20 protein-coding genes and 1 pseudogene are annotated in these 20,332 nt (G+C 68.9%); 11 read left to right on the forward strand and 10 right to left on the reverse strand.

Features of this window, described 5'->3' with window-relative positions; translation table 11 throughout:
• Window positions 1–6 precede the first annotated feature (6 nt).
• From JMF86_RS24920 to JMF86_RS24940, 5 genes are read right to left on the reverse strand one after another with little or no spacing between them, the layout of a single operon-like run.
• Complete coding sequence (locus JMF86_RS24920; protein WP_006484323.1) at window positions 7–417, reverse strand: biopolymer transporter ExbD; 411 nt, start codon at window positions 415–417, stop codon at window positions 7–9.
• A complete protein-coding gene (locus JMF86_RS24925; protein ID WP_011694575.1) occupies window positions 417–1,133 on the reverse strand; it encodes a MotA/TolQ/ExbB proton channel family protein in 717 nt (238 codons plus the stop codon). The genes JMF86_RS24920 and JMF86_RS24925 overlap by 1 nt, the downstream gene beginning before the upstream one ends.
• Before the next feature lie 41 nt (window positions 1,134–1,174).
• Window positions 1,175–1,975 carry an energy transducer TonB gene (locus tag JMF86_RS24930; RefSeq protein WP_011694574.1) on the reverse strand — a complete coding sequence of 267 codons (801 nt, stop codon included), beginning with the start codon at window positions 1,973–1,975 and terminating at the stop codon, window positions 1,175–1,177.
• A gap of 33 nt (window positions 1,976–2,008) precedes the next feature.
• Window positions 2,009–3,055, reverse strand: coding sequence for an ABC transporter substrate-binding protein (locus JMF86_RS24935; RefSeq protein WP_011694573.1), 1,047 nt, complete (start codon window positions 3,053–3,055; stop codon window positions 2,009–2,011).
• Window positions 3,056–3,105: 50 nt separating this feature from the next.
• Window positions 3,106–4,278, reverse strand: coding sequence for an LLM class flavin-dependent oxidoreductase (locus JMF86_RS24940; RefSeq protein WP_011694572.1), 1,173 nt, complete (start codon window positions 4,276–4,278; stop codon window positions 3,106–3,108).
• Between the two features lie 441 nt (window positions 4,279–4,719).
• On the opposite strand from JMF86_RS24940, the gene JMF86_RS24945 reads away from it, so the two are divergent.
• Genes JMF86_RS24945 through JMF86_RS24960 form a run of 4 tightly spaced genes read left to right on the forward strand, consistent with a single transcriptional unit; the run spans window position 4,720 to window position 8,563 of the window.
• The gene (locus JMF86_RS24945) at window positions 4,720–5,796 is read left to right on the forward strand and encodes an ABC transporter substrate-binding protein (RefSeq protein ID WP_011694571.1); all 1,077 of its coding nucleotides are present in this window, start codon (window positions 4,720–4,722) and stop codon (window positions 5,794–5,796) included.
• A gap of 31 nt (window positions 5,797–5,827) precedes the next feature.
• A complete protein-coding gene (locus JMF86_RS24950; protein WP_011694570.1) occupies window positions 5,828–6,934 on the forward strand; it encodes a PhnD/SsuA/transferrin family substrate-binding protein in 1,107 nt (368 codons plus the stop codon).
• On the forward strand, window positions 6,934–7,752 hold the full coding sequence (locus tag JMF86_RS24955) for an ABC transporter permease (protein WP_011694569.1): 819 nt from the start codon (window positions 6,934–6,936) through the stop codon (window positions 7,750–7,752). The genes JMF86_RS24950 and JMF86_RS24955 overlap by 1 nt, the downstream gene beginning before the upstream one ends.
• Before the next feature lie 22 nt (window positions 7,753–7,774).
• Window positions 7,775–8,563 carry an ABC transporter permease gene (locus tag JMF86_RS24960; protein ID WP_011694568.1) on the forward strand — a complete coding sequence of 263 codons (789 nt, stop codon included), beginning with the start codon at window positions 7,775–7,777 and terminating at the stop codon, window positions 8,561–8,563.
• On the opposite strand, the gene JMF86_RS24965 is transcribed toward JMF86_RS24960, so the two are convergent.
• Window positions 8,554–9,687 carry a sigma-54-dependent Fis family transcriptional regulator gene (locus JMF86_RS24965; RefSeq protein ID WP_011694567.1) on the reverse strand — a complete coding sequence of 378 codons (1,134 nt, stop codon included), beginning with the start codon at window positions 9,685–9,687 and terminating at the stop codon, window positions 8,554–8,556. The two genes, JMF86_RS24960 and JMF86_RS24965, sit on opposite strands and share 10 nt — an antisense overlap.
• 120 nt (window positions 9,688–9,807) lie before the next feature.
• A complete protein-coding gene (locus JMF86_RS24970; RefSeq protein WP_011694566.1) occupies window positions 9,808–10,488 on the reverse strand; it encodes a class II aldolase/adducin family protein in 681 nt (226 codons plus the stop codon).
• A gap of 376 nt (window positions 10,489–10,864) precedes the next feature.
• Here JMF86_RS24970 and JMF86_RS24975 point away from each other — a divergent pair, with 376 nt between their 5' ends.
• The 7 genes and pseudogenes from JMF86_RS24975 (at window position 10,865) to JMF86_RS25005 (ending at window position 16,971) form a co-directional block, all read left to right on the forward strand.
• Window positions 10,865–12,148 carry an alpha/beta fold hydrolase gene (locus tag JMF86_RS24975; protein WP_011694565.1) on the forward strand — a complete coding sequence of 428 codons (1,284 nt, stop codon included), beginning with the start codon at window positions 10,865–10,867 and terminating at the stop codon, window positions 12,146–12,148.
• Between the two features lie 141 nt (window positions 12,149–12,289).
• Window positions 12,290–12,580 (forward strand): co-chaperone GroES, encoded by a 291-nt coding sequence (locus tag JMF86_RS24980; RefSeq protein ID WP_011694564.1) that lies wholly within the window; start codon window positions 12,290–12,292, stop codon window positions 12,578–12,580.
• 12 nt (window positions 12,581–12,592) lie between these two features.
• Window positions 12,593–14,233, forward strand: a complete 1,641-nt coding sequence (gene groL, locus JMF86_RS24985) for a chaperonin GroEL (RefSeq protein ID WP_011694563.1) — start codon at window positions 12,593–12,595, stop codon at window positions 14,231–14,233.
• A 125-nt stretch (window positions 14,234–14,358) separates the two neighbouring features.
• A pseudogene (locus tag JMF86_RS24990) lies at window positions 14,359–14,676 on the forward strand (LysE family translocator); the annotation flags it as partial.
• Window positions 14,677–15,162: 486 nt separating this feature from the next.
• The gene (locus JMF86_RS24995) at window positions 15,163–15,384 is read left to right on the forward strand and encodes a hypothetical protein (protein ID WP_011694561.1); all 222 of its coding nucleotides are present in this window, start codon (window positions 15,163–15,165) and stop codon (window positions 15,382–15,384) included.
• A 132-nt stretch (window positions 15,385–15,516) separates the two neighbouring features.
• Window positions 15,517–16,038, forward strand: coding sequence for a PTS sugar transporter subunit IIA (locus JMF86_RS25000; protein ID WP_011694560.1), 522 nt, complete (start codon window positions 15,517–15,519; stop codon window positions 16,036–16,038).
• A 48-nt stretch (window positions 16,039–16,086) separates the two neighbouring features.
• On the forward strand, window positions 16,087–16,971 hold the full coding sequence (locus tag JMF86_RS25005) for an acetylglutamate kinase (RefSeq protein WP_011694559.1): 885 nt from the start codon (window positions 16,087–16,089) through the stop codon (window positions 16,969–16,971).
• Window positions 16,972–17,050: 79 nt separating this feature from the next.
• Here the strand turns inward: JMF86_RS25005 and JMF86_RS25010 are convergent, their stop codons facing one another.
• The 3 genes from JMF86_RS25010 to JMF86_RS25020 all read right to left on the reverse strand — a co-directional run bounded on the left by JMF86_RS25010 (window position 17,051) and on the right by JMF86_RS25020 (window position 20,326).
• Entirely contained in the window at window positions 17,051–19,060 is a 2,010-nt protein-coding gene (locus tag JMF86_RS25010; protein ID WP_041489633.1) for a family 2A encapsulin nanocompartment cargo protein cysteine desulfurase, read from the reverse strand.
• Window positions 19,035–19,967 (reverse strand): family 2A encapsulin nanocompartment shell protein, encoded by a 933-nt coding sequence (locus tag JMF86_RS25015; protein WP_006479760.1) that lies wholly within the window; start codon window positions 19,965–19,967, stop codon window positions 19,035–19,037. Before JMF86_RS25015 ends, JMF86_RS25010 begins: the two co-directional genes overlap by 26 nt.
• A 137-nt stretch (window positions 19,968–20,104) precedes the next feature.
• Window positions 20,105–20,326 carry a helix-turn-helix domain-containing protein gene (locus tag JMF86_RS25020; protein ID WP_006484517.1) on the reverse strand — a complete coding sequence of 74 codons (222 nt, stop codon included), beginning with the start codon at window positions 20,324–20,326 and terminating at the stop codon, window positions 20,105–20,107.
• Between the last annotated feature and the right edge of the window lie 6 nt (window positions 20,327–20,332).

Genomic DNA, 20,332 nt, shown 5'->3' on the forward strand with positions numbered 1-20,332 from the left:
CGCGCGTCAGCCGCGCGGCGCGGTGAGCACCGACAATCGCGTGATACCGGCGTGCTCGATCGCGGCCATCAGCTTCGCGACGGTGCCGTACGGCACGTGCTCGTCGGCCTGCAGGTCGAGCGCGACGTCGGGCCGGCCGGCCTTCAGCGCGGCCAGCTCGGCCGGCACCGTGTCGAGCGCGACCGCGCGCTTGTCGAGGTACACGACGCCCTTGCCGTCGACGCTCACGGTCACGTTCGGCTTGCGGTCGGCCGGCGCGGTGGCGACGGTGTTCGGCAGATTCACGTGCACCGCGTTGTTCAGCAGCGGTGCGGTGACGATGAAGGCGACCAGCAGCACGAGCATCACGTCGACGAGCGGCGTGATGTTGATTTCGCTGAGCACGTCGTCGTTGTCGGAGGAGGACGAGAAGGCCATTATGCGAACGCCTCCTGGCGGGTGTCGTCGGAACGGCGCGCCGGCGTGGCGGCGGGCACGGCGGCCGGCACGCGGAAGCCGGCTTTCTGCGCGAGCGTGACGAAGTCGGTCGCGAACGCGTCGAGATCGGCCGACGCGGCCTTCACGCGGCGCACGAAGAAGTTGTACGCGAGCACGGCCGGCACCGCGACCGCGATGCCGATGCCGGTCGCGACCAGCGCCTCGCCGATCGGCCCGGCCACGACGTCGATGCTCGCCGACGCGCTGTGCGTGATCGCGGTCAGCGCATGGATGATGCCGAACACGGTGCCGAACAGCCCGACGAACGGCGCGGTGCTGCCGATCGACGCGAGCACCGCGAGCCCCGCTTCCTCGCGCCGGCGCGCGTTGTGGATCTGCTGGCGCAGATGGCGTTCGAGCAGGTCATGACGGCTCCAGCTGTGTTCGAGATCGTGCGCGCTGCTCTCGTCGGCGCGTCGCAGTGCGTCGAAGCCCGTCGCGGCGAGTTCGCCCACCGGGCTGTTCGCGCCGTCGAGCGTGGCCGCGTCGTGGAAGCTGTTCGCGGCCCAGAACGCGCTGACGTAACGCCGGTTGCGCGCGCTCGAGCGCAGGCTCTGGATGGCCTTCACGACGATCAGCGTCCACGTGACGACGGAGAAAACGACGAGCAGCCAGAGCGCGCCCTGGACGATGAAGGTGGTCGGGATAGCGTTCATGATGTGAGCTCCTTGAAAAATGTGGCGGGCGGCCCGGCGGGTCAGCCCAGCTTGAAATCGATCGGCACGTTCACCCAGCCGTCGACCGCTTCGTCGCCGCGCTTCGCGGGGACGAAGGTCCAGCGCTTCACGGCAGCCACCGCCGCGCTGTCGAGCAGGCGGCGGCCGCTGCTCGTGCGGACCTCGACCGAATCGGGCGTGCCACTCGCGAGCACGTGCACGCGCAGCACGACGCGCCCTTCCCAGCCCTGGTCCTGCGCGAACGCCGGATAGTCGGGCGCCGGGTTGCGCAGGTACGCCGCGTCGCCGATCGGCGCGGTTTCGCGCACGGGTACGGCGGGTGCGGGCGCGGGCGCCTGAACCGGGGCAGCGGGCGCGGCGACGGCCGGCGTCGCCGGCGCGGGTGCAGGTGCGGCTTCGCGCGTCGCCTGCGGCGTGGCAGCCGGCGCCGGACGCGGTACGGCCGCGCGCGGCTTCGGCGGGGTCGGCGCCTGCTTCAACGGCTTCGGCGACACGACCGGCGGCGGCGGGTGCGCGGCCTGCGGCAGCGGTTCGGGCGGCCGCGTCAGCTCGACCGTCATCGGCAACGGCCGCGGCGGCTGCACGGGCGGTGCGGCAGGCACGCGCGCGGCCAGCAGCGCGACGCCCGCATGCAGCGCCGCGATCGCCAGCGCAATCGCCGCCGCGCCACGCCATCCGTTCGCCGGTGCGGCCCGTGCGTCGACCTGCGCGGACGGCGGCAGCGACGGCGGACGCGCAACCGCCGCCACCGTGCGCGGCGCCGCACGTGCCGCATGCCGGCGCGCGGGCGGCACGCCGTATTCGATCGTCAGCCCTGTCATGTTCGACTCCTTGCAATGACACGCCGCGGCGCGCTACGCGACCCACGCATGGCGGTGCCGGTCGATCTGCGTGAACGGCGCCGGATCGATCCACGCGCGCGCGTCGAAATCGTGTTCGAGAAAGCCCCACTCGACGAGAAAATCCTTGAACGCGACCAGCCCGTCGATCGACGTCGGCGCGAGCCCGGTTTCCAGATGGCGATGCACGTCCGCGCCATACGCGTAGCGCACCCACTCGTCGGATGCACGCGTTTCACGGCCGATATACGCGACCGTCTCCGCCGGATGGCGCGCGGCCCAGTCGCCCGCGCCGACCACGACCGACAGGAAGCGGCTCACGAGATCGGGGCGCGCGTCGATCAGCGCGCGGTCGACGGTCAGCGTGCGCGGCGTGCCGTTGCCGATCCGCACCAGCGGATCGGGATGCGCGCCGAGATCGATGACGACCTGCGCGTCGATCAGATGCACGGTTTCCAGCCCGGCCACGCCCTTCACGAACACCGCGTCGACGTCGCCGCGCACGAGCGCCGCGATTTCGAGCCCGTATTCGTGCGGGCCGCGCGTGAACGACGCGGGCCCGGTGTGGCGCTCGCGCGTGTCGGGCAGGTCGACCCATTCGGCGTCGCCGTGGCCGAGCCCTTCCAGCTCGAGCGCGCTCAGGAACCCCTTCAGCGCGGCCGCGCGCCAGAAGTCGATGCTGATCGGATGGCGCGGCAAGCCGAGCCGCCGGCCGCGCAGGTCGCGCGCGGTGCGGATGCCGCGCTCGGGCAGCGTGACGATCGCCTGGAATTCGTTGGTCCACGACAGGCCGATCACGCGCGTATCGGCGCCGCGGGCCCGCGCCCACAGCGCGGGAATGTTGCCGCCCTGCCGGAACGAGTGCGGCAGGCTGTGATCGAAGTGCGATTCGCGCTTGTCGGCGTCGGCCGTCTCCTGCAGCGAATGGAGTGCGATGCCGTCCGGCCCGAACTCCTCGTCGAACCAGCCGCGATGCACGGCGATGCCGAGCGCGGTCGGCACCGGGCAGCGCGTGTACCAGAGTGCGTCGCAAGCCGTGGCCTGCGCAGCGAGTGTCGTCATGGTGAGTGTCCTTGTCGTTGTCATGGGTGCGTGGCGGCGGGCCGCCGCGCTCAGGCGCCGGCCACGCGCAGCGCCGCCTGCGTGCCGCGCGCGTTCAGCGCGCCGTCGACGAGCGGCAGCACTTCCTCGCCCACGCGGTACGCTTCTTCGAGATGCGGGTTGCTCGCGAGGATGAACGTCGACACGCCGATCTCGACGTACTCCGCGAGCCGCTCGGCCACCTGCTCGTGGCTGCCGACGATCACGCAGCCGGGGCCGCCACGGATCTGCGACATCCCGGCCCACAGGTTCGGGCCGACGATCAGGTCGTCGAAGTGCTGCGTGTTGCCCTGGTGCAGCGCGAACTGGCGTTTCGCGCCGACCGATTCCGACGCTGCGCCGCGCCCGCCGAAGCCGTTGCGCGTCGTGTCGCCCACCGTCGCGAACATCTGCCGCAGCTCGGCCCACGCCTGCTCCTCGGTCTCGCGCGCCAGGATGTCGATGCGCATGCCGAAGCGCAGATCGCGCTCGGCGTTCTGCCGGTCGAGCGCGCGGCGCGCCGCATCGATCACTTCCTTCTGCTTCGCGAGCGGCTCGCCCCAGCTCAGGTGCACGTCGCCGTGCTTCGCGGCGACCGCGAGCGCCGCGTCGCTCGCGCCGGCCAGATAGATCCGCGGCGGTTTCTGGCCGCTCAGCGGCGGCAGCAGGCCGCCCTCCTCGACGCGATAGAAGCGGCCGTCGAACGTGAACGGCGCGCCGGCCGCGACGCCCTTCACGACGTCGAGGAATTCGTCGGTGCGCGCATAGCGGCTGTCGTGATCGATGAAGTCGCCGTACGCACGCTGGTCCGGCCCGCCGCCGCCCGTGACGACGTTCCATTCGACGCGGCCGCGGCTGATCCGCTGCAGGCTCGCGGCCATCTGCGCCGCATAGACCGGATGCACGAAATGCGGCTGCAGCGCGATCAGCAAGCGCAGCCGGCGCGTCTCGCGCGCCAGCGCGGCCGCCACGACCCACGGTTCCTCGGTGAAGCGGAAGATCGGAATCAGCGCGCCGTGGAAGCCGGCGATATCGGCCGCGCGCGCGACCTGCGACAGATAGTCGATGTAGCCGAACGCGTCGTCGTCGACTTTCGGTGCGACGCGCGACGCGCGCTGGCGATTCCATTCGCCGCGCGTATGCAGATCGTGTGCGCGCCGGCCGTCGCCGTGCATCGGCAGGCGCCACAGAAATTCAACAGCCATCGGGATTCTCCTTGTCGGCCCGTTCGGATTGCGTGCGGCACCGGCGTGCCGCGCGTTTGCAGCGCTGTAAAGCACGCGGTGTGCCAACGGGTTCGCCGCGACATGCGCGAAGCCGCCGGCGAATGCGCGCGGCGCCTTGCGGGTCGGGCGTGCGCGACGATTCGAATCATGTGCGCCGGGTGCCGCCGGACATGTCGCGACACGCACCCGTGCCGCTGCTGCTTCCGCCGCACCGGTGCTGCGCGCGCAACAGCGCCCGACCCGACTGTTGCTCACGCAACAACGCAGGGAACTGCCGCCATGCCGCGCATCGCCCGCGCGGCCCGCGGCAGCGGCCGCACGGCGGTTGCCGTTCACTGGCCCGGAACTTGCAACGTGGAACGGCCCGCGCGGGCGACACCGCGCCTCGACCACGCTTACCCAGACAGGGGAATCTCACACATGACAGACAGGCCCGATTCGTCATCGGACAAGCAGCAGACGTTCTGGTACGCCCGATCGCCGGTGCCGACGCCGCTCGGCATCGCCGTGCACCTCGGCTGGCTCAACGGCGAGACGTCGGCCGACGGCGTCGCGATCCGCTCGCCACGCGGCGCCACGCGGCACGACGTGTCGTCGATCAGCGACCACACGCTCGCGCAGTCGTTTCGCCAGGGCGGCAGCATCCCCGCGATGTGGGCGCGCTCGAACGACGCGAACACACGCGTGATCGGGTTGTCGTGGGTCGACGAATCGCAGCTGATCCTCGCGCGCCCCGAGTCGGGCATCCGCTCCGTGAAGGCGTTGCGCGGGCGCCGGATCGCGATTCCGAGCCGCCCCGACGATCGCATCGACATCTTTCGCGCGTCGGCGCTGCGCGGCTTCGTCAATGCGCTGAGCCTCGACGGGCTGACGCTCGGCGACGTCGAACGCGTCGACGTGCGCGCCCGCACGCTGCAAGCCGTCGGCCCGGCGCGCGCGGCGAGCCTGTTCGCGTCACCGCAAGGCTTTTCGAGCCGTGCGCTGTATGCGGCCGAAGCCGGCGCGCTGCTGCGCGGCGAAGTCGATGCGATCTACGTGAAGGGCTCGACGGGCCTCGAGATCGCGCAACTGATCGGCGCGCACGTCGTGATCGACATCGGCTTTCATCCGGAGCGCTCGATCCGCAACAACAACGGCACGCCGCGCCCGCTGACCGTCAACGCGGACGTGCTCGCGAACCACCCCGACATCGTCGCCGGCTTCCTGAAACTCGTGGTCGCCGCCGGCGAATGGGCCGGCACGCATCCCGACGAAACCGCGCACTACGTGGCCGGCGAAACCGCGTCGTCGATCGACTGGGTACGCGCCGCGTACGGCAACCAGTTGCACCGGCATCTCGGCATCAATCTCGACGACGAATCGGTCGCCGCGCTCGACGAGTTCAAGACGTTCCTGCACGACCACGGTTTTCTGGAAGCCGATTTCGACGTCGCCGACTGGATCGATCCGCGCCCGCTCGCCGACGTGCTGCGGCCGTCGTTGCAGAAGCGCGCGTGAGCCCCTTTCACGTTCACTGCTCCGGACCATCATGAAACCCACACTCTCCCTCGCGTCGCTGCATCGCCCGCTGCGCGCGCTGCTCGCCGCGCTGCCATTGGCCGTCGCATCATTCGTCACGCCCGCCGCCCACGCGCAAGACGCGCCCAAGGTCGTGCGAATCGCCGTCGTCGCGTATTCGAGCGGCGGCAAGACGCAATACGCGGGCGCATCCGCGCTGATCGACGCCGACAAGTCGCTCGAAAAAGCGCTCGCCGCGCGACACGTGACGCTGCAATGGGTGCCGGTGTCGACCGCCGCGGTCGGCACGCTCGTCAACGAGGCATTCACGAACGGCAGCATCGATTTCGCCGGCTACGGCGACCTGCCGTCGGTGGTCGTCAACGCGTCGGGCACGCACACGCGCCTGATCGTGCCGGGCGGCGTCGGCAGCAACACGTATCTGGTCGTGCCGGCCGGCTCGAGCGCGAAGTCGATCGTCGACCTCAAGGGCAAGCGCATCGCCCTCAATCGCGGCCGGCCGTGGGAAGTGCCGTTCAGCAAGCTGCTCGCCGAGAACGGGCTGAAGCTGTCCGACTTCAGGATCTATAACCTCGATCCGCAGGCCGGCGCGGCGGCCGTCGCGGCCGGCCGCGTCGACGGCTTCTTCACGCTGTCCGACGCGTATTCGCTCGTCGACAAGAACGTCGGCAAGATCATCTGGTCGACCAAGAACGCGCCCGACGACTGGAAGATGCGCGCGGAACTGTGGGCGTCCGACGATTTCGTGCGGCGCTACCCCGACATCACGCAGATCGTCGCGACGGCCTACGTCCGGGCCGCGCACTGGATCTCGCAGCCGCAGAACCGCGACGCGTACGTGAAGATCCTGAGCGCGTCCGGCCAGCCGGAAAGCGTCGTGCGCCGCGAATACGCGGACGAAGCGACGCCGTGGAAGGAGCAATGGACGCCGCTCTTCACGCCGGCGTTGACCGGCCATTACCGCGATGTCGTCGCGTACAGCCGCCAGGCCGGGCTGACGTCCGCTCCGGTCGACGTGAACGCGCTGCTCGCGCCGACCTTCGTGTCGACCGCGCTCAAGCAGCTCGGCCTCGACGGCTACTGGCGCGCCGACGCCCCGCGCGTCGCGAGCCGCTGATGGCGACGCGCGCCCTCGCGCCGAACGGCTTGCGCGCGGCGGTTCGCCTGCCGGGCGTCGCGCGGCTCGGCCACCACGCGCTGTGGTGGATCACGCCCGTCGCATTCGCCGCGCTGTGGTGGCTCGCGAGCGCGCAGCGCTGGTTTCCGCCGCAGCTCGTCGTGCCGCCCGAGCGCCTCGCGGCGACGCTGCGCACGCTGCTCGACACCGGCGAACTGCGCGACAACCTGTCGATCACGCTGCACCGCCTCGTGCTCGGTTTCGCGATCGGCGCGACCAGCGGCGCCGCATTCGGCATCCTGCTCGCACGCAGCCGGCTGTTCGCCGACTACCTGCGGCCGACCTTCGACCTGTTGCGGCAATTGCCCACGCTCACATTGATTCCGCTGCTGATCCTGCTGATCGGCGTCGACGAACCGTTGAAGCTCGTCGTGGTCGGCAAGGCCGTGTTCTTCCCGGTCGCGCTGGCCGCGTACACGGGCGTGCACGACGCGCCGCGCGATCTCGTCGAGATGGCGCGCCACTACGGGCTCGGCCGCTTCGCGCTGCTGCGCGACGTGCTGCTGCCGGCCGCGCTGCCGCCGCTGCTCACCGGCGTGCGGATCGCGCTCGCGCGTGCGTGGCTCGCGCTCGTCGCGGTCGAGCTGCTCAGCGCGGACAGCGGCATCGGCCAGATGATGGAACTCGCCCGGCAGATGCTGCGGCTCGACGTGGTACTCGTCGACGTCGCGGTAATCGGGCTGATCGGCTTCGCGCTCGACCGCTCGATCGCACTCGTCCAACGTTATGCGCTGCGCTGGCTGACGCCCGCGCGCTGACCCTGACCGGAACCGCTTCGGCATGACCTTCGTTACCCGCGTTGCCTCGCTCGCCCCGCTGCGCCGCCGCGCGCGCGGCCTCGTCGTACCGGCGCTGCTGCTGGCCGCCTGGCAAACCGCCTCGTCCGGCGACGCGGCCCATCAATATGCGTTCGTGCCGCTGCAGCAGGTCGGCGCCGCGCTCGTCGAACTTGCGCGCAGCGGCGAACTCACGACCGATCTCGGCGCGAGCCTGCGCCGCACGACGCTCGGGCTCGGCTTCGGCGTCGCGTTCGGGCTCGTGTTCGGCGCGGCGATGGCGCGCTCGACGCTCGCACGCAAGCTCGGCGAACCGGCGTTCCAGGCGCTGCGCTACGTACCGCTGCTCGGGCTGATTCCGCTGCTGAGCCTGTGGGCCGGCACCGGCGAATTCGCGAAGGTGTTCATCATCGCGCTGGCCGCGTTCTACCCGATGACCACCGCCAGCTTCGACGGATTGCGCCGCGTCGATCCGCGCTACGTCGAACTCGCGCAGTCGTATCGCCTGACCCGCATCGGCCTGTGGCGCGACGTGCTGATCCCCGGCGCGTTGCCCGACCTGTTCGCGGGCGTGCTGCAGGCCGTGCCGTTCGCGTGGATCACCGCGACCAGCAGCGAGCTGCTGTTCAATACGGGCGCCGGCGTCGGCAGCCTGATGCAGAACGCGCAGGCCGGCGCGCGCGCCGACGTGCTGCTGGTGTGCGTGCTCGGCGTGACGGCGTTGGCCGTCGGCATGAGTACGTTATGCGAGCGGATCGCCCAGCGCGCGCTGCGCTGGCGCGATCACGCCTGACGGCGCAGCCGCGCGCCGGTGTCGGCGTCGCCGCCGTCGCCCGCGTCGCGCGGCTTCAGGATGCCGAGCTGCGCGAGCCGGGCACGCACGATGTTGCGCGACTGGTCGAGCAGGCGCGACATCCGCAGCTGGTTGTGCTCGCTGTAGTCGAACACGCTGCGGTACACGGTGTCCTCGATGTGCTGCCACAGCGCCGGCGTGCCGAGATCCAGCAGTTCGATCACCGCGTGGCGCAGCGCGTCGGTCGCTTCGGCCACGTCGCGCGCGCGGCGCGGCGGCGCGGCGGTCGCACCTGGTGCGTCGGCCGGGTCAGGTGCGAGTGACAGCGCGGAGAATTGCAGGTCGCCGACGTCGATCGCGCCGCCTGCGCAGATCAGCACCGCGTGGTGAATCACGTTCTCCAGTTCGCGGATGTTGCCGGGCCATGCATGCGCATGCAGCCGCGCGCGCGCAGCGTCGGTCAGCGTCGGCGCGGCCACGCGCAGCCGCTTCGCGTAGGTGTCGATGAAGTGTTCGATCAGCGGCGCGATGTCGCCGGGCCGCTCGCGCAGCGGCAGCAGGCTCAGCTTCACGACGTTGAGCCGGTAGTACAGATCCTCGCGGAAATTGCCCGCGCGCACCGCGGCTTCGAGATTGACGTTGGTCGCCGCGACGAGCCGCACGTCGATCTTCACGGTCTTGCGCGAGCCGACCGGCGTCACCTCGCGCTCCTGCAGCACACGCAGCAGCTTGACCTGCGCGGACAGCGGCAGGTCGCCCACTTCATCGAGAAACAGCGTGCCGCGATTCGCGGATTCGAACCAGCCGGGCTGGCTGTTGATCGCGCCGGTGAACGCGCCGCGCTCGTGGCCGAACAGCTCGCTTTCGATCAGCGTTTCCGAAAAAGCCCCGCAGTTGACCGCGACGAACGGCCCGTCGTGACGCTCGCTCAGCGAATGCACGAGGCGCGCGATCAGCTCCTTGCCCGTGCCGCTCTCGCCGGTGACGAGCACCGTCGCATCGCTCGGTGCGACGAGCTGGATGCGTTCGAGCAGCACCCGCGATTTGGGATCGTCGAACGTCAGTGCCTTCGCGCGAATCGTGATCGCGTGCGAAGTCGGGTCCGGCAAGCTGAAGATGGCCATGGCACGACCGGCGTGTTGAACGGGGAAGGTTCGACGATAGCAAGGCGCACGCCGGCCACGAACCAATTCATCGAGCTATCGGTATGACGGCGGCCGGATTGCGCCGGCCGCCGCGCGGCATCATGCGAGGCCGGTCATCTTCCATTGCTGTTCGAGCGCGCCCGGCCCGAATTCGAGCGAGCCGCCGAGCGGTTCCGCGAGCGCCTGGAAGTACGCGGCTTCCTCGAGGATCAGGATGTACTTCGACACGTCGAGGATCGACTTGCCCCAGAACGTCGCGCCGCCGTTCGCCTCGATGATCGCCGGCACGTCGGGATCGCGCCGGATCGTGTCGACGATGAAGCGCGGCTCGCCGGGGCGGCGATCGACGTAGACGGGGATTTCGCGTGCCCGCGTGTAGCGCGCGGCCGGCGCGTAACGGATCGGCAGCGGACGATGCGCGCTCGCCCATGCGCCGAGATACGGGCCGTGGACATGAATCACCACGTCGACTTCCGGCACCTCGCGGAATACGCCCGCGTAGCGCGGGCCGTTGCCGCCCGCGCGCGCGTCGCCGTGCAGCACGTCGCCGTCGAGCGTCACGACGACCGGCTGGATCTCCCGCGATGCGGCCCACGGGCTCGGCGCCGACAGCGCGACGACGAGCTCCGTGCCCGGCACGCGCTGAAACGCCTGGAACGTGTTGGTGGCGCTGAGCGTGCGCGTTTCCTTCAGCACGCGCTCGGCCTGCGCGAATTCGCGCGTGGCGCGCTCGACGAATGCCACGAGTTCGCCGCTGTCGATGGCTTGGGTGACGGACATGAGGAAGGTTCCTTGATCGGTTGAACGGATGGGCTCGCGTCGCAACGCCGCGACGCACGGTCGACGAATCAGCAGCAATCGTGCCAGCGCGGCGATGGGCATCTCGAGGGCCGGCTGACGCGGCGCTGGAACGCGATGCCCGACTTGCGGCGTGCAGCCTGCGCCTACGCATCTGTTGCGCAAGCAACAACCTGCCGGCCGGGATTGCTGCACGACACGCAGTCAGTGCGTGTGGACGATGCGCGCGGCATCGATCCATCGCTCCGCCATACCGCGCGTTGCGTACGCAACGACCCCGCTGGTTCGAAACTTGCATCGCACTCGGCCCGCGCCGGCCTTATCCGGCGTATCCGCTCTCACCGACCTTCATCCAGCCATGACGCTTCTTTCCCTGCGCGGCATCGCCGCGCGCACGCTGCTCGTATCGGCACTCGCCGTGTCTTCCGTCGTTTCGCTCGCGGCGTCGCCGGGCCGTGTCCCCGCCCCGGACCCGCTACAAGGCGACGGCCGCGTATCCGCGTTCTACACGTGGGACCGCGACGTTCCGGCCACGCCCGGCGCGCTGCTGCGCACCGAAGCGCTGCCCGCGACGCTCGGGCTCGCGAGTGCCGCGCGGCAATTGCGCATCCTGTACGCGTCGACCGACGGCGTCGGCGGCCGCACGCCGATCGCGGTGTCGGGCGCGCTGTTCCTGCCGCGCGGCACGCCGCCGGCCGGCGGCTGGCCGATCGTCGCGTGGGCGCACGGCACGTTCGGGATGGCCGACATCTGCGCGCCGTCATGGTTCGGCCGCTCGTATCGCGACGTGCGCTACCTGAGCGCGTGGCTTCAGCAAGGGTTCGCGGTGGTCGCCACCGACTATCAGGGGCTCGGCACGCCCGGCCCGAATCCGCAGCTCAACAACCGCTCGAACAGCTACACGCTGCTCGACAGCGTGCGCGCGGTGCTCGCCGGCGTGCCGGGCCTCGCGAACGAGGTCGTGCTGGTCGGCCAGTCGCAAGGAGGCTCGGCCGTGATCGCGGCGGCCGGCTATGCGCCGGTCTATGCGCCCGAACTGGCGATCCGCGCGACCGTCGCGACCGGCACGATCTACAACGCGTCGCGCGCCACGCTCGCATCGCTGCCGAAGTTCGAGACGGCCTACCGGCGCGATCCCGAACGCGTCGATCCGACGCTCGCATATCAGTTCTACTCGGTGCTGTCTGCGCAGCAGATCGACCCGTCGCTGCGCGCCGACGAAGTGCTGACCGATACCGCACTGCCGATTCTCGAACAGTCGCGCATCAGTTGCCTCGCATCGCTCGAGGACGATGCGGCGCTCGCGCAGCTCACGCACGCGAACACCGTGAAGCCGGGCGGCGATGCGCGGCTGAAGGCATGGTGGGACGACTACCTGAAGTACCCGACGCTGAAGATCGCGACGCCCGTTTTCATCGGCGCGGGCGCGGACGACGGGCTCGCGCCGCTCGAACTCGCGCTCGCCAGGGACGCCTGCGCGGCCGGCACGACGGTCGAGGCACACCTGTATGCGGGCCGCGAGCACAACGGCACCGTGAACGCGTCGCTCGCCGATTCGATTCCGTTCGTGAAGCGCGTGCTGGCCGGCGAGACGATCCGCCCGGTCTGTTCGCCGGTCCCGCAGCCCGCCGTGTCGCAATAACGGGCCCACCCGCTTTGCACGACGGCGCGAATGCTTGTGCAAATCCGTTATTGGATCGCGCCGCCGCGCATTTTTATACTCGTCAGCACTCTCTGTTAAAGAGTGCCAGCCAATTTCGACAGAACAGGACAGGACGAAAAAATGAGCCTACGCCCCTTGCACGATCGCGTGATCGTGAAGCGACTCGATCAGGAAACCACCACCGCGTCGGGCATCGTGATCCCCGACAGCGCCGCCGAAAAGCCCGACCAGGGCGAAGTGATCGCCGTCGGCCCCGGCCGCAAGGACACGGACGGCCAGCGCATCGTGCCCGATCTGCAGGTCGGCGAACGCGTGCTGTTCGGCAAGTACGCGGGGCAAGCCGTCAAGGTGGACGGCAACGAGTTTCTCGTGCTGCGCGAAGAAGACATCGTCGCGGTCGTCAATCAATAACGGAGCGCAATCATGGCAGCCAAGGAAATTCTTTTCAGCGACATCGCACGGTCGAAGCTGACCGAAGGCGTGAACATCCTCGCGAACGCGGTGAAGGTCACGCTCGGCCCGAAAGGCCGCAACGTCGTGCTCGAACGCAGCTTCGGCGCGCCCGTCGTCACGAAGGACGGCGTGTCGGTCGCGAAGGAAATCGAACTCGCGGACAAGCTGCAGAACATCGGCGCGCAACTCGTGAAGGAAGTCGCGTCGCGCACCAGCGACGCAGCCGGCGACGGCACGACCACGGCCACCGTGCTCGCGCAGGCGATCGTCCGTGAAGGCCAGAAATACGTGGCGGCCGGGCTCAATCCGCTCGACCTGAAGCGCGGCATCGACAAGGCCGTCGCGTCGGCCGTCGAGGAATTGAAGAAGATCAGCAAGCCGACCACCACGAGCAAGGAAATCGCGCAGGTCGCGACGATCTCCGCGAACGGCGAGGAGTCGATCGGCCAGCGCATCGCGGAAGCGATCGACCGCGTCGGCAAGGAAGGCGTGATCACGGTCGAGGACGGCAAGTCGCTCGCCGACGAGCTCGACGTCGTCGAAGGGCTGCAATTCGATCGCGGCTACCTGTCGCCGTATTTCATCAACAATCCGGACAAGCAGATCGCCGAGATCGAAAGCCCGTACATCCTGCTGCACGACAAGAAGATCTCGAACATCCGCGACTTGCTGCCGGTGCTCGAACAGGTCGCCAAGTCGGGCCGGCCGCTGCTGATCATCGCGGAAGACGTCGAAGGCGAAGCGCTCGCGACACTCGTCGTGAACAACATCCGCGGCATCCTGAAGACGGTCGCGGTCAAGGCGCCGGGCTTCGGCGATCGCCGCAAGGCGCTGCTCGAGGACATCGCGATCCTCACCGGCGGCCAGGTGATCGCCGAGGAAACGGGCCTGACGCTCGAGAAGACCACGCTGGCCGAACTGGGCCAGGCGAAGCGCATCGAGGTCGGCAAGGAAAACACCACGGTGATCGACGGCGCGGGCGATGCGAAGAACATCGAAGCGCGCGTGAAGCAGATCCGCGTGCAGATCGAAGAGGCCACGTCCGACTACGATCGCGAGAAGCTGCAGGAACGCGTCGCGAAGCTCGCGGGCGGCGTGGCGGTGATCAAGGTCGGCGGCGCGACCGAAATCGAGGTGAAGGAGAAGAAGGACCGCGTCGACGACGCGCTGCACGCCACGCGCGCGGCCGTCGAGGAAGGCATCGTGCCGGGCGGCGGCGTCGCACTGATTCGCGTGCGGCAGGCGATCCGCGAACTGAAGGGTGCGAACGCCGATCAGGACGCGGGCATCAAGATCGTGCTGCGCGCGCTCGAGGAACCGCTGCGCCAGATCGTCACCAATGCGGGCGAGGAAGCGAGCGTCGTCGTCGCGAAGGTCGCGGAAGGCACGGGCAATTTCGGCTACAACGCGCAGACGGGCGAGTACGGCGATCTCGTCGAATCGGGCGTGCTCGATCCGACCAAGGTCACGCGCACCGCGCTGCAGAACGCGGCGTCGGTGGCCGGGCTGCTGCTGACGACCGATGCGACCGTGTACGAAGCGCCGAAGGATGCGGCGCCGGCCGCCGCACCGGGCGGCCCGGGTGCGGGCGGGCCGGGGTTCGATTTCTGACGACGCAGCAGCGTGCGCGCCGGTTCGCCGGCGTGCGTGCGGTTGAGTAGGATCGTGCAACGCGTGGCGATGGAAGTCGTCACGCGTTGTGTACTTTGGCGCGACGCAATACGATTGCCGGCGGGCCGATTGCCGCGCCGGCCGCGACGTCCGGCTGGCGCGCGGCGAGAAAAGGCTACGTCGCCAGCATGACGAACCCGAAGTCCGTCGCATTCTACGGCAGTATCTTCGCGCTGAGGGCGCCGGCCCATGCGCCGGCGTGGCTCGATCTGTCGGTCGTCGTGCTGTCGGTCGCGACCCCGGCTGCGTGGTATTGCACGATGGCGCTGCTCGCGTCGCGTCCGTCGGTGCGCCGGTTGCTGGTCCGGCGCAAGGCCGCGCTCGATACGGCCGCCGGACTGTTGCTGATGGCAGTGGGTGGGCGGATGCTGGCCGGACGTTGATTCGCGGCGTACTCGTCCGTCTCGAACGCTCACCGGCCATACCGGCCCGACGCCCCCCGTCTCCGGCGCGTGCGTAACCGGATTCACGCACCTTTACGACCTTTTTACTTGCGCCCGCGCATCCGTTCGCTAGAATGGATTCGCCATCCACTACCGAGCACGCGCCATGCGCATCCGAAGTCCTCGTCCTCCGGGTTGCTTCTCCGCCTGACAGGCCGGACGCCTGCGTCTCCTTCCCGAGCCACCGTCCCGCCGACAGGCGGACGGTGCGCGCCGTGGTCCTTCCCGTGCATGCTTGAACACGACGTCGATTCGGTCGTCCCGCATCGCACATCGCAATGCGTGCGACACGTTCCGCGTAACGGCACGACATCGGTCTGCCGATCCGATCCATTTATTTTGCATCACTGATTTTATTCACGGGGATTCTCGCTTCCGAAGCCGCGCGCGCCCCGTCTCGATCGTCTTTCATACAGGAGCAATGGAATGATGCTGGGCTTGACGTTCTGGAAACACGTGATCGGCGCGCGAACCCATGCTCTGCGCGAGGACCGGACGACGGCGCACGGCCGACACCGCCGGGTGTCGAGAACGCTCGTGCTGGCGAGCGCCATCATGGCGTTCGCGGCAATCGCATTCGGCGCGCCGGTCGTCGGCATTTCAGTGTTTCTGCTGACGACGCTGCCGTTCGTGCTGTCGGGAACCTGAGGGCGTCCGTATCGCGCGCGGCGGCATCGGCGCTCGATACGAGATTTTAATGCCCGGCCCCCGCGTATCTGACACCGTCTTTACGCGGGTTTGTCTAGGATTCCCCTGTCATCCCGACACGGAGAGATCCGCATGCAAACGCATCAGGCCGCCGTCGACGGCCAATCCGACCGCCCTCAGCAACGCGGTGGCACGCCGTTCGCGACCGCGCTCGCCGACGCCTGTCCGCCGGACAATATCCTGCTCGACGTACCGGTGGAAAGTGCGATCCAGTTGTTCGACCTCGTCGCTCACCATGTCGCACGCGACAGCGGCGTATCCGCGGAACGGATCCGGGCCGAACTGATCAAGCGCGAACAACTCGGCTCGACCGGCCTCGGCCAGGGCGTCGCGATTCCGCATGCGCGCGTCGACGGGATCGGTTCGGCTGTCGCGCTGTTCGTCCGCGCGCGATACCCGTTCACGTTCAACGCGCCCGACCGCAAGCCCGTGCGCGAATTCGTCGTGCTGGTGCTGCCGCACGCGGACGACCGTGCACACCTCGAACTGCTCGCCGACGCCGCGCGATGGTTCAGCGAACGCGCGATCCGGCAAGCGTCACGCGACGCACAAACGCCCGACGAGATTCGCCGACTCATGCAACGCACTGTTTGATCGAGCGTCGCGCAACGACAGGTATCCCCTTCATCCTTTCGAACGCCAATGTTCCCAGACCCTGACACTCCCACTCGACGCGTGGCCGGCTTGGCCCGCTCACTGCCATTCATGCAGGCGCTGCACGGACAGACCGTCGTCATCGTCGACGGTGGTGCCGCCAGCGACGTCCACACGCGCTCGGCCTTCGCGCAGGATGTCGCGCTGCTCGCGCTCACCGGCATCCGTCCGATCGTCGTCCAGAGCGCGCCGTCCACGTCCGGTACGCAATCGATGCACACCGTGCACGCCGCCATGACCGGCATCAACCATGAACTCGCGCGCCTGATCGGCAGCCACGGCGCGCGGGCAATCGGCATCGACGGTCACGACGGCGGCCTGCTCGTCGCCAGCGCCGTACCCGACAGCGCGAACACGAGCATGGTCGCGCGGTTCGACGTCACCGCGTTGAACGCGTTGCTCGACAACGGACTGGTGCCCGTCGTGATGCCGGTCGCACCGGACGACGCGGGTCGCGACTGCCTGCTGCGCCCTGAACGGCTCGGCAGCCTGCTCGCGCAACGCACGTGCGCCGTCTCGTTGGTGATGATGGTCGACAAAGGGTTGCTGCACGAACTTGGCGAGCTCGCCGGGCTGTACGGCATCACGGAGCTGGAGCAATGGCTCGCCGAGCATCCGGCCGCCGACGCGGCGCCGTGCGTACGGGACGCGCTCGATGCGCTCGCACACGGCGTGCAGAATGTCCATCTCGCCGATATCGGGCAACCCGAATCGCTGATCGACGAGCTGTTGACGGAGGAGGGATCGGGGGTCGTGTTCTGCCGACGCGGCAACACCGATCTGCTGTCGGAGATCCGCCGCTACTTCGCCGATTCGGCGTGCGTGCTGCGTGACGGGTTCAGTGTCGAGCAGAAGCCGGTCGTGCGTTTCTGAGCGCGTAACGTCAAAACGCTTGCGGCGGCCCGCAAAGGCCGCCGCAAGCGGGCAACATCAAATCAGCACAACGACAACGTCAGCGCCGCGCCGCCAGTCTCCTGACGACACTCACCAGCGCATCGACTTCATCGCACGTGTTGTAGAACGCGAGCGACGGCCGCACCGTGGCTTCGAGCCCGAACCGCCGCAAGATCGGCTGCGCGCAGTGATGCCCCGAGCGCACCGCGATGCCCTCTTCGTTCAGCGCCTGCCCGACTTCCTCGGTTTCATAGCCCTTCAGCACGAACGACAGCACGCTCGCCTTGTCGCGCGCGGTACCGACGAGCCGCACGCCCGGCACCGGCGCGAGCACGCTCGTCGCATACGCGAGCAGATCGTGCTCGTAGCGCGCGATGTTCTCGATGCCGACACGGTTCACGTAGTCGAGCGCCGCGCCGAGCCCCACCGCATCCGCGATGTTGCCGGTGCCGGCTTCGAAACGGTTCGGCGGCGGCTGGAACACCGTGCGCTCGAACGTCACGTCCGCGATCATGTTGCCGCCACCCTGCCACGGCGGCATGTCGTCGAGGATCGCGCGCTTGCCGTACACCACGCCGATCCCGGTCGGCCCGTAGATCTTGTGCCCGGAGAACACGAAGAAATCCGCATCGAGCGCCTGCACGTCGACACGCATGTGCGAGATCGACTGCGCACCGTCGACCAGCACCTTCGCGCCCGCGCGATGCGCAAGCTCGACGATCTCCTTCACCGGCACGACCGTGCCGAGCGCGTTCGACACCTGCGTGACCGACACGATCTTCGTGCGATCGTTGAGCAGCTTCCGGTATTCGTCGAGCAGTACCTGCCCCGAATCGTCGACCGGAATCACGCGCAGCTTCGCGCCCTTGAGCGCGGCAAGCTGCTGCCACGGCACGATGTTCGCGTGATGCTCGAGATGCGACACGACGATCTCGTCGCCTTCGCCGACGTTCTGCACGCCCCACGTCTTCGCGATCAGGTTGATCGCCTCGGTCGTGCCGCGCACGAACACGATCTCGTCGGGCGACGATGCGCCGATGAAGCGCTGCACCGTTTCCCGTGCATGCTCGTACGCATCCGTCGCGCGGCCGGCCAGTGCGTGCGCCGCGCGGTGGATGTTCGAGTTCTCGTGTGCATAGAAGTACGCGAGGCGGTCGATCACGGCCTGCGGCTTGTGCGTCGTCGCCGCGTTGTCGAACCAGACGAGCTGCTTGCCGTTCACGCGCTCCTGCAGGATCGGGAAATCCCGGCGGATCGCGTTCACGTCGAACGGCGGATGAGCGCCGCGATACAGCTGGCCTTGCGGCTCGGCTGCGTGCGAGTCGTCGATGAAATAACGCGGCACGTCGGCGCCCGATGCGCCCGATGCATGCGACACCCGCACGTCGCGCTGCACGGCGAGCAGCGCGCGCAGCGCGTCGTCGCCCGGCAACCCGAACGCTTCCGGCGACGCGAGGCCGTTCGACGGCACGACGATGTCCTGCGGCGTCCCCTGCCAGCCCTGCAGCGAACCGTCGGTGAAGTAGTACGGCGACGCCTTCGCCGCGCCTTCCGGCGCCGGCGCATTCACCTGCGGCACGCCGAGCGCCGCGCCGCCGACGCGCGGCTCCAGCGCGGGCGCGATCGATACGACGTTGTCGGGCAACCCGTTCTGCGCGGCCGCATGCGGCGCGAGCGCGGGTGCGCGGTTGCCGAGCGACAGCACGTGCGTCGGCGCGGACGGCGCGAGGTTCGCGCCCGGTACCTTGCCTTGCGGCAGCGCGAGCCCCGGTACGCCGGTGCCCGCCCCGCCCGGGCCCGCGAGCGGCGAACCGCCCGGCACCGGGTTGCTCACCGACGCGAGAATCGGCGCCGCCGCGGGCAAGGCCGACGGCACGCCGCCGACCGCGCCGCTGCCCGCCGACAACCCGGGCGCGGTGGCCTGCCCGGGCGGCGTCGCGAAGAACTCGGACGCGAGCCGCGCGAGCGTCGCCGGGTCGGGCAAGCCGGCCGGCAGCGGCGCATGCGGCAACGCGTGCGCGTCGCCGCCGGCCAAGCCGGGATTAACGGTAGGTGTCGGGATAGTCATGGAACTTGGCGATTTCGACGTCATCGAGGACAGCCAGCGCATCCGGCGAATGGACCGCGAGCGAGCAATACAGCGAGATCAGGTACGACGCGATCGCCTGGTTGTTGATCCCCATGAAGCGCACCGACAGGCCCGGCCCCTGCTCGCCCGCGACGCCCGGCTGATACAGGCCGACGACACCCTGACGCTTGTCGCCGACGCGCAGCAGCAGGATCTTGGTCTTGCCGTCCGCGACCGGCACCTTGTCCGACGGAATCAGCGGAATGCCGCGCCACGTGAGGAATTGCGAGCCGAACAGGCTGACCGTCGGCGGCGGCACGCCGCGCCGCGTGCATTCGCGGCCGAACGCGGCGATCGCGAGCGGGTGCGTGAGGAAAAACGCCGGCTCCTTCCACACCTTCGTCAGCAGCTCGTCGAGATCGTCCGGCGTCGGCGCGCCCGTCAGCGGGAAGATCCGCTGTTCGTCGGTCACGTTCGCGAGCAGCCCGTAGTCGGGGTTGTTGATCAGCTGGCTTTCCTGCAGCTCCTTGATCGTCTCGATCGTCAGGCGCAGCTGTTCCTTGATCTGGTCATGAGGACTGCTGTAAAGATCGGAGATCCGCGTATGCACGTCGAGCACCGTGCTCACCGCGTTCAGGAAGTACTCGCGCGGCTGTTCCTCGTACGGCACGAACGTCTGCGGCAGCACGCTTTCGTCCTCGAGCTGCGTGCACGCGGCGCGCACGGCTTCCGGGTTCTTCACCTGGTTCAGGCGATAGATGCCGGCCTCGACCGGCACCCATTGCAGCAGATGGGTCAGCCAGCGCGGCGTGATCGTGGAAAGCTGGGGGACGGTCTTGGTAGCGTTCGCTAGTTGGCGGGCGGCGTGATCGCTCAGCGCAGCCGTGCCGCTTGCAACGGTCGACATGTGTGGCTCCGGGTTCTTAAGATGAAAAACGGGATTGCTTATGACGCTGGGTGATTATCGGAAGCACGCCCCTACCGGCTCAACATGCTATAGCCGTCAGGTCATGCCCCCGAAAGGGGAAACGATGCGGCGCGACCTCAGGTGACGTACGCGCCCGGCAGCAGCGTCGAGATCGACACGTCGAACGCGCGCGCGATCTTGTCGGCCGTGACGATCGACGCGATCGCCTCGCCGCGCTCGATCTCGCCGACGTACGAGCGGTTCAGCCCGGCATGCTCGGCCAGTTGCTCCTGCGACCACGTGCGCGCTTCGCGCAGCTTGCGCACGGTGGCGCCGAAGTGATGGATGAGGTCGCTCATCGCGCC

Origin of the sequence: Burkholderia sp. E168m15, from assembly GCF_016586105.1 — a bacterium.
Taxonomy (GTDB): Bacteria; Pseudomonadota; Gammaproteobacteria; order Burkholderiales; family Burkholderiaceae; genus Burkholderia; species Burkholderia orbicola.

Bases quoted from the DNA above. Each gene is read 5' to 3' on its own strand.
- JMF86_RS24920 (WP_006484323.1), bottom strand. From the start codon at position 417: ATGGCCTTCTCGTCCTCCTCCGACAACGACGACGTGCTCAGCGAAATC.
- JMF86_RS24925 (WP_011694575.1), bottom strand. From the start codon at position 1,133: ATGAACGCTATCCCGACCACCTTCATCGTCCAGGGCGCGCTCTGGCTG.
- JMF86_RS24930 (WP_011694574.1), bottom strand. From the start codon at position 1,975: ATGACAGGGCTGACGATCGAATACGGCGTGCCGCCCGCGCGCCGGCAT.
- JMF86_RS24935 (WP_011694573.1), bottom strand. From the start codon at position 3,055: ATGACGACACTCGCTGCGCAGGCCACGGCTTGCGACGCACTCTGGTAC.
- JMF86_RS24940 (WP_011694572.1), bottom strand. From the start codon at position 4,278: ATGGCTGTTGAATTTCTGTGGCGCCTGCCGATGCACGGCGACGGCCGG.
- JMF86_RS24945 (WP_011694571.1), top strand. From the start codon at position 4,720: ATGACAGACAGGCCCGATTCGTCATCGGACAAGCAGCAGACGTTCTGG.
- JMF86_RS24950 (WP_011694570.1), top strand. From the start codon at position 5,828: ATGAAACCCACACTCTCCCTCGCGTCGCTGCATCGCCCGCTGCGCGCG.
- JMF86_RS24955 (WP_011694569.1), top strand. From the start codon at position 6,934: ATGGCGACGCGCGCCCTCGCGCCGAACGGCTTGCGCGCGGCGGTTCGC.
- JMF86_RS24960 (WP_011694568.1), top strand. From the start codon at position 7,775: ATGACCTTCGTTACCCGCGTTGCCTCGCTCGCCCCGCTGCGCCGCCGC.
- JMF86_RS24965 (WP_011694567.1), bottom strand. From the start codon at position 9,687: ATGGCCATCTTCAGCTTGCCGGACCCGACTTCGCACGCGATCACGATT.
- JMF86_RS24970 (WP_011694566.1), bottom strand. From the start codon at position 10,488: ATGTCCGTCACCCAAGCCATCGACAGCGGCGAACTCGTGGCATTCGTC.
- JMF86_RS24975 (WP_011694565.1), top strand. From the start codon at position 10,865: ATGACGCTTCTTTCCCTGCGCGGCATCGCCGCGCGCACGCTGCTCGTA.
- JMF86_RS24980 (WP_011694564.1), top strand. From the start codon at position 12,290: ATGAGCCTACGCCCCTTGCACGATCGCGTGATCGTGAAGCGACTCGAT.
- groL (WP_011694563.1), top strand. From the start codon at position 12,593: ATGGCAGCCAAGGAAATTCTTTTCAGCGACATCGCACGGTCGAAGCTG.
- JMF86_RS24995 (WP_011694561.1), top strand. From the start codon at position 15,163: ATGATGCTGGGCTTGACGTTCTGGAAACACGTGATCGGCGCGCGAACC.
- JMF86_RS25000 (WP_011694560.1), top strand. From the start codon at position 15,517: ATGCAAACGCATCAGGCCGCCGTCGACGGCCAATCCGACCGCCCTCAG.
- JMF86_RS25005 (WP_011694559.1), top strand. From the start codon at position 16,087: ATGTTCCCAGACCCTGACACTCCCACTCGACGCGTGGCCGGCTTGGCC.
- JMF86_RS25010 (WP_041489633.1), bottom strand. From the start codon at position 19,060: ATGACTATCCCGACACCTACCGTTAATCCCGGCTTGGCCGGCGGCGAC.
- JMF86_RS25015 (WP_006479760.1), bottom strand. From the start codon at position 19,967: ATGTCGACCGTTGCAAGCGGCACGGCTGCGCTGAGCGATCACGCCGCC.
- JMF86_RS25020 (WP_006484517.1), bottom strand. From the start codon at position 20,326: ATGAGCGACCTCATCCATCACTTCGGCGCCACCGTGCGCAAGCTGCGC.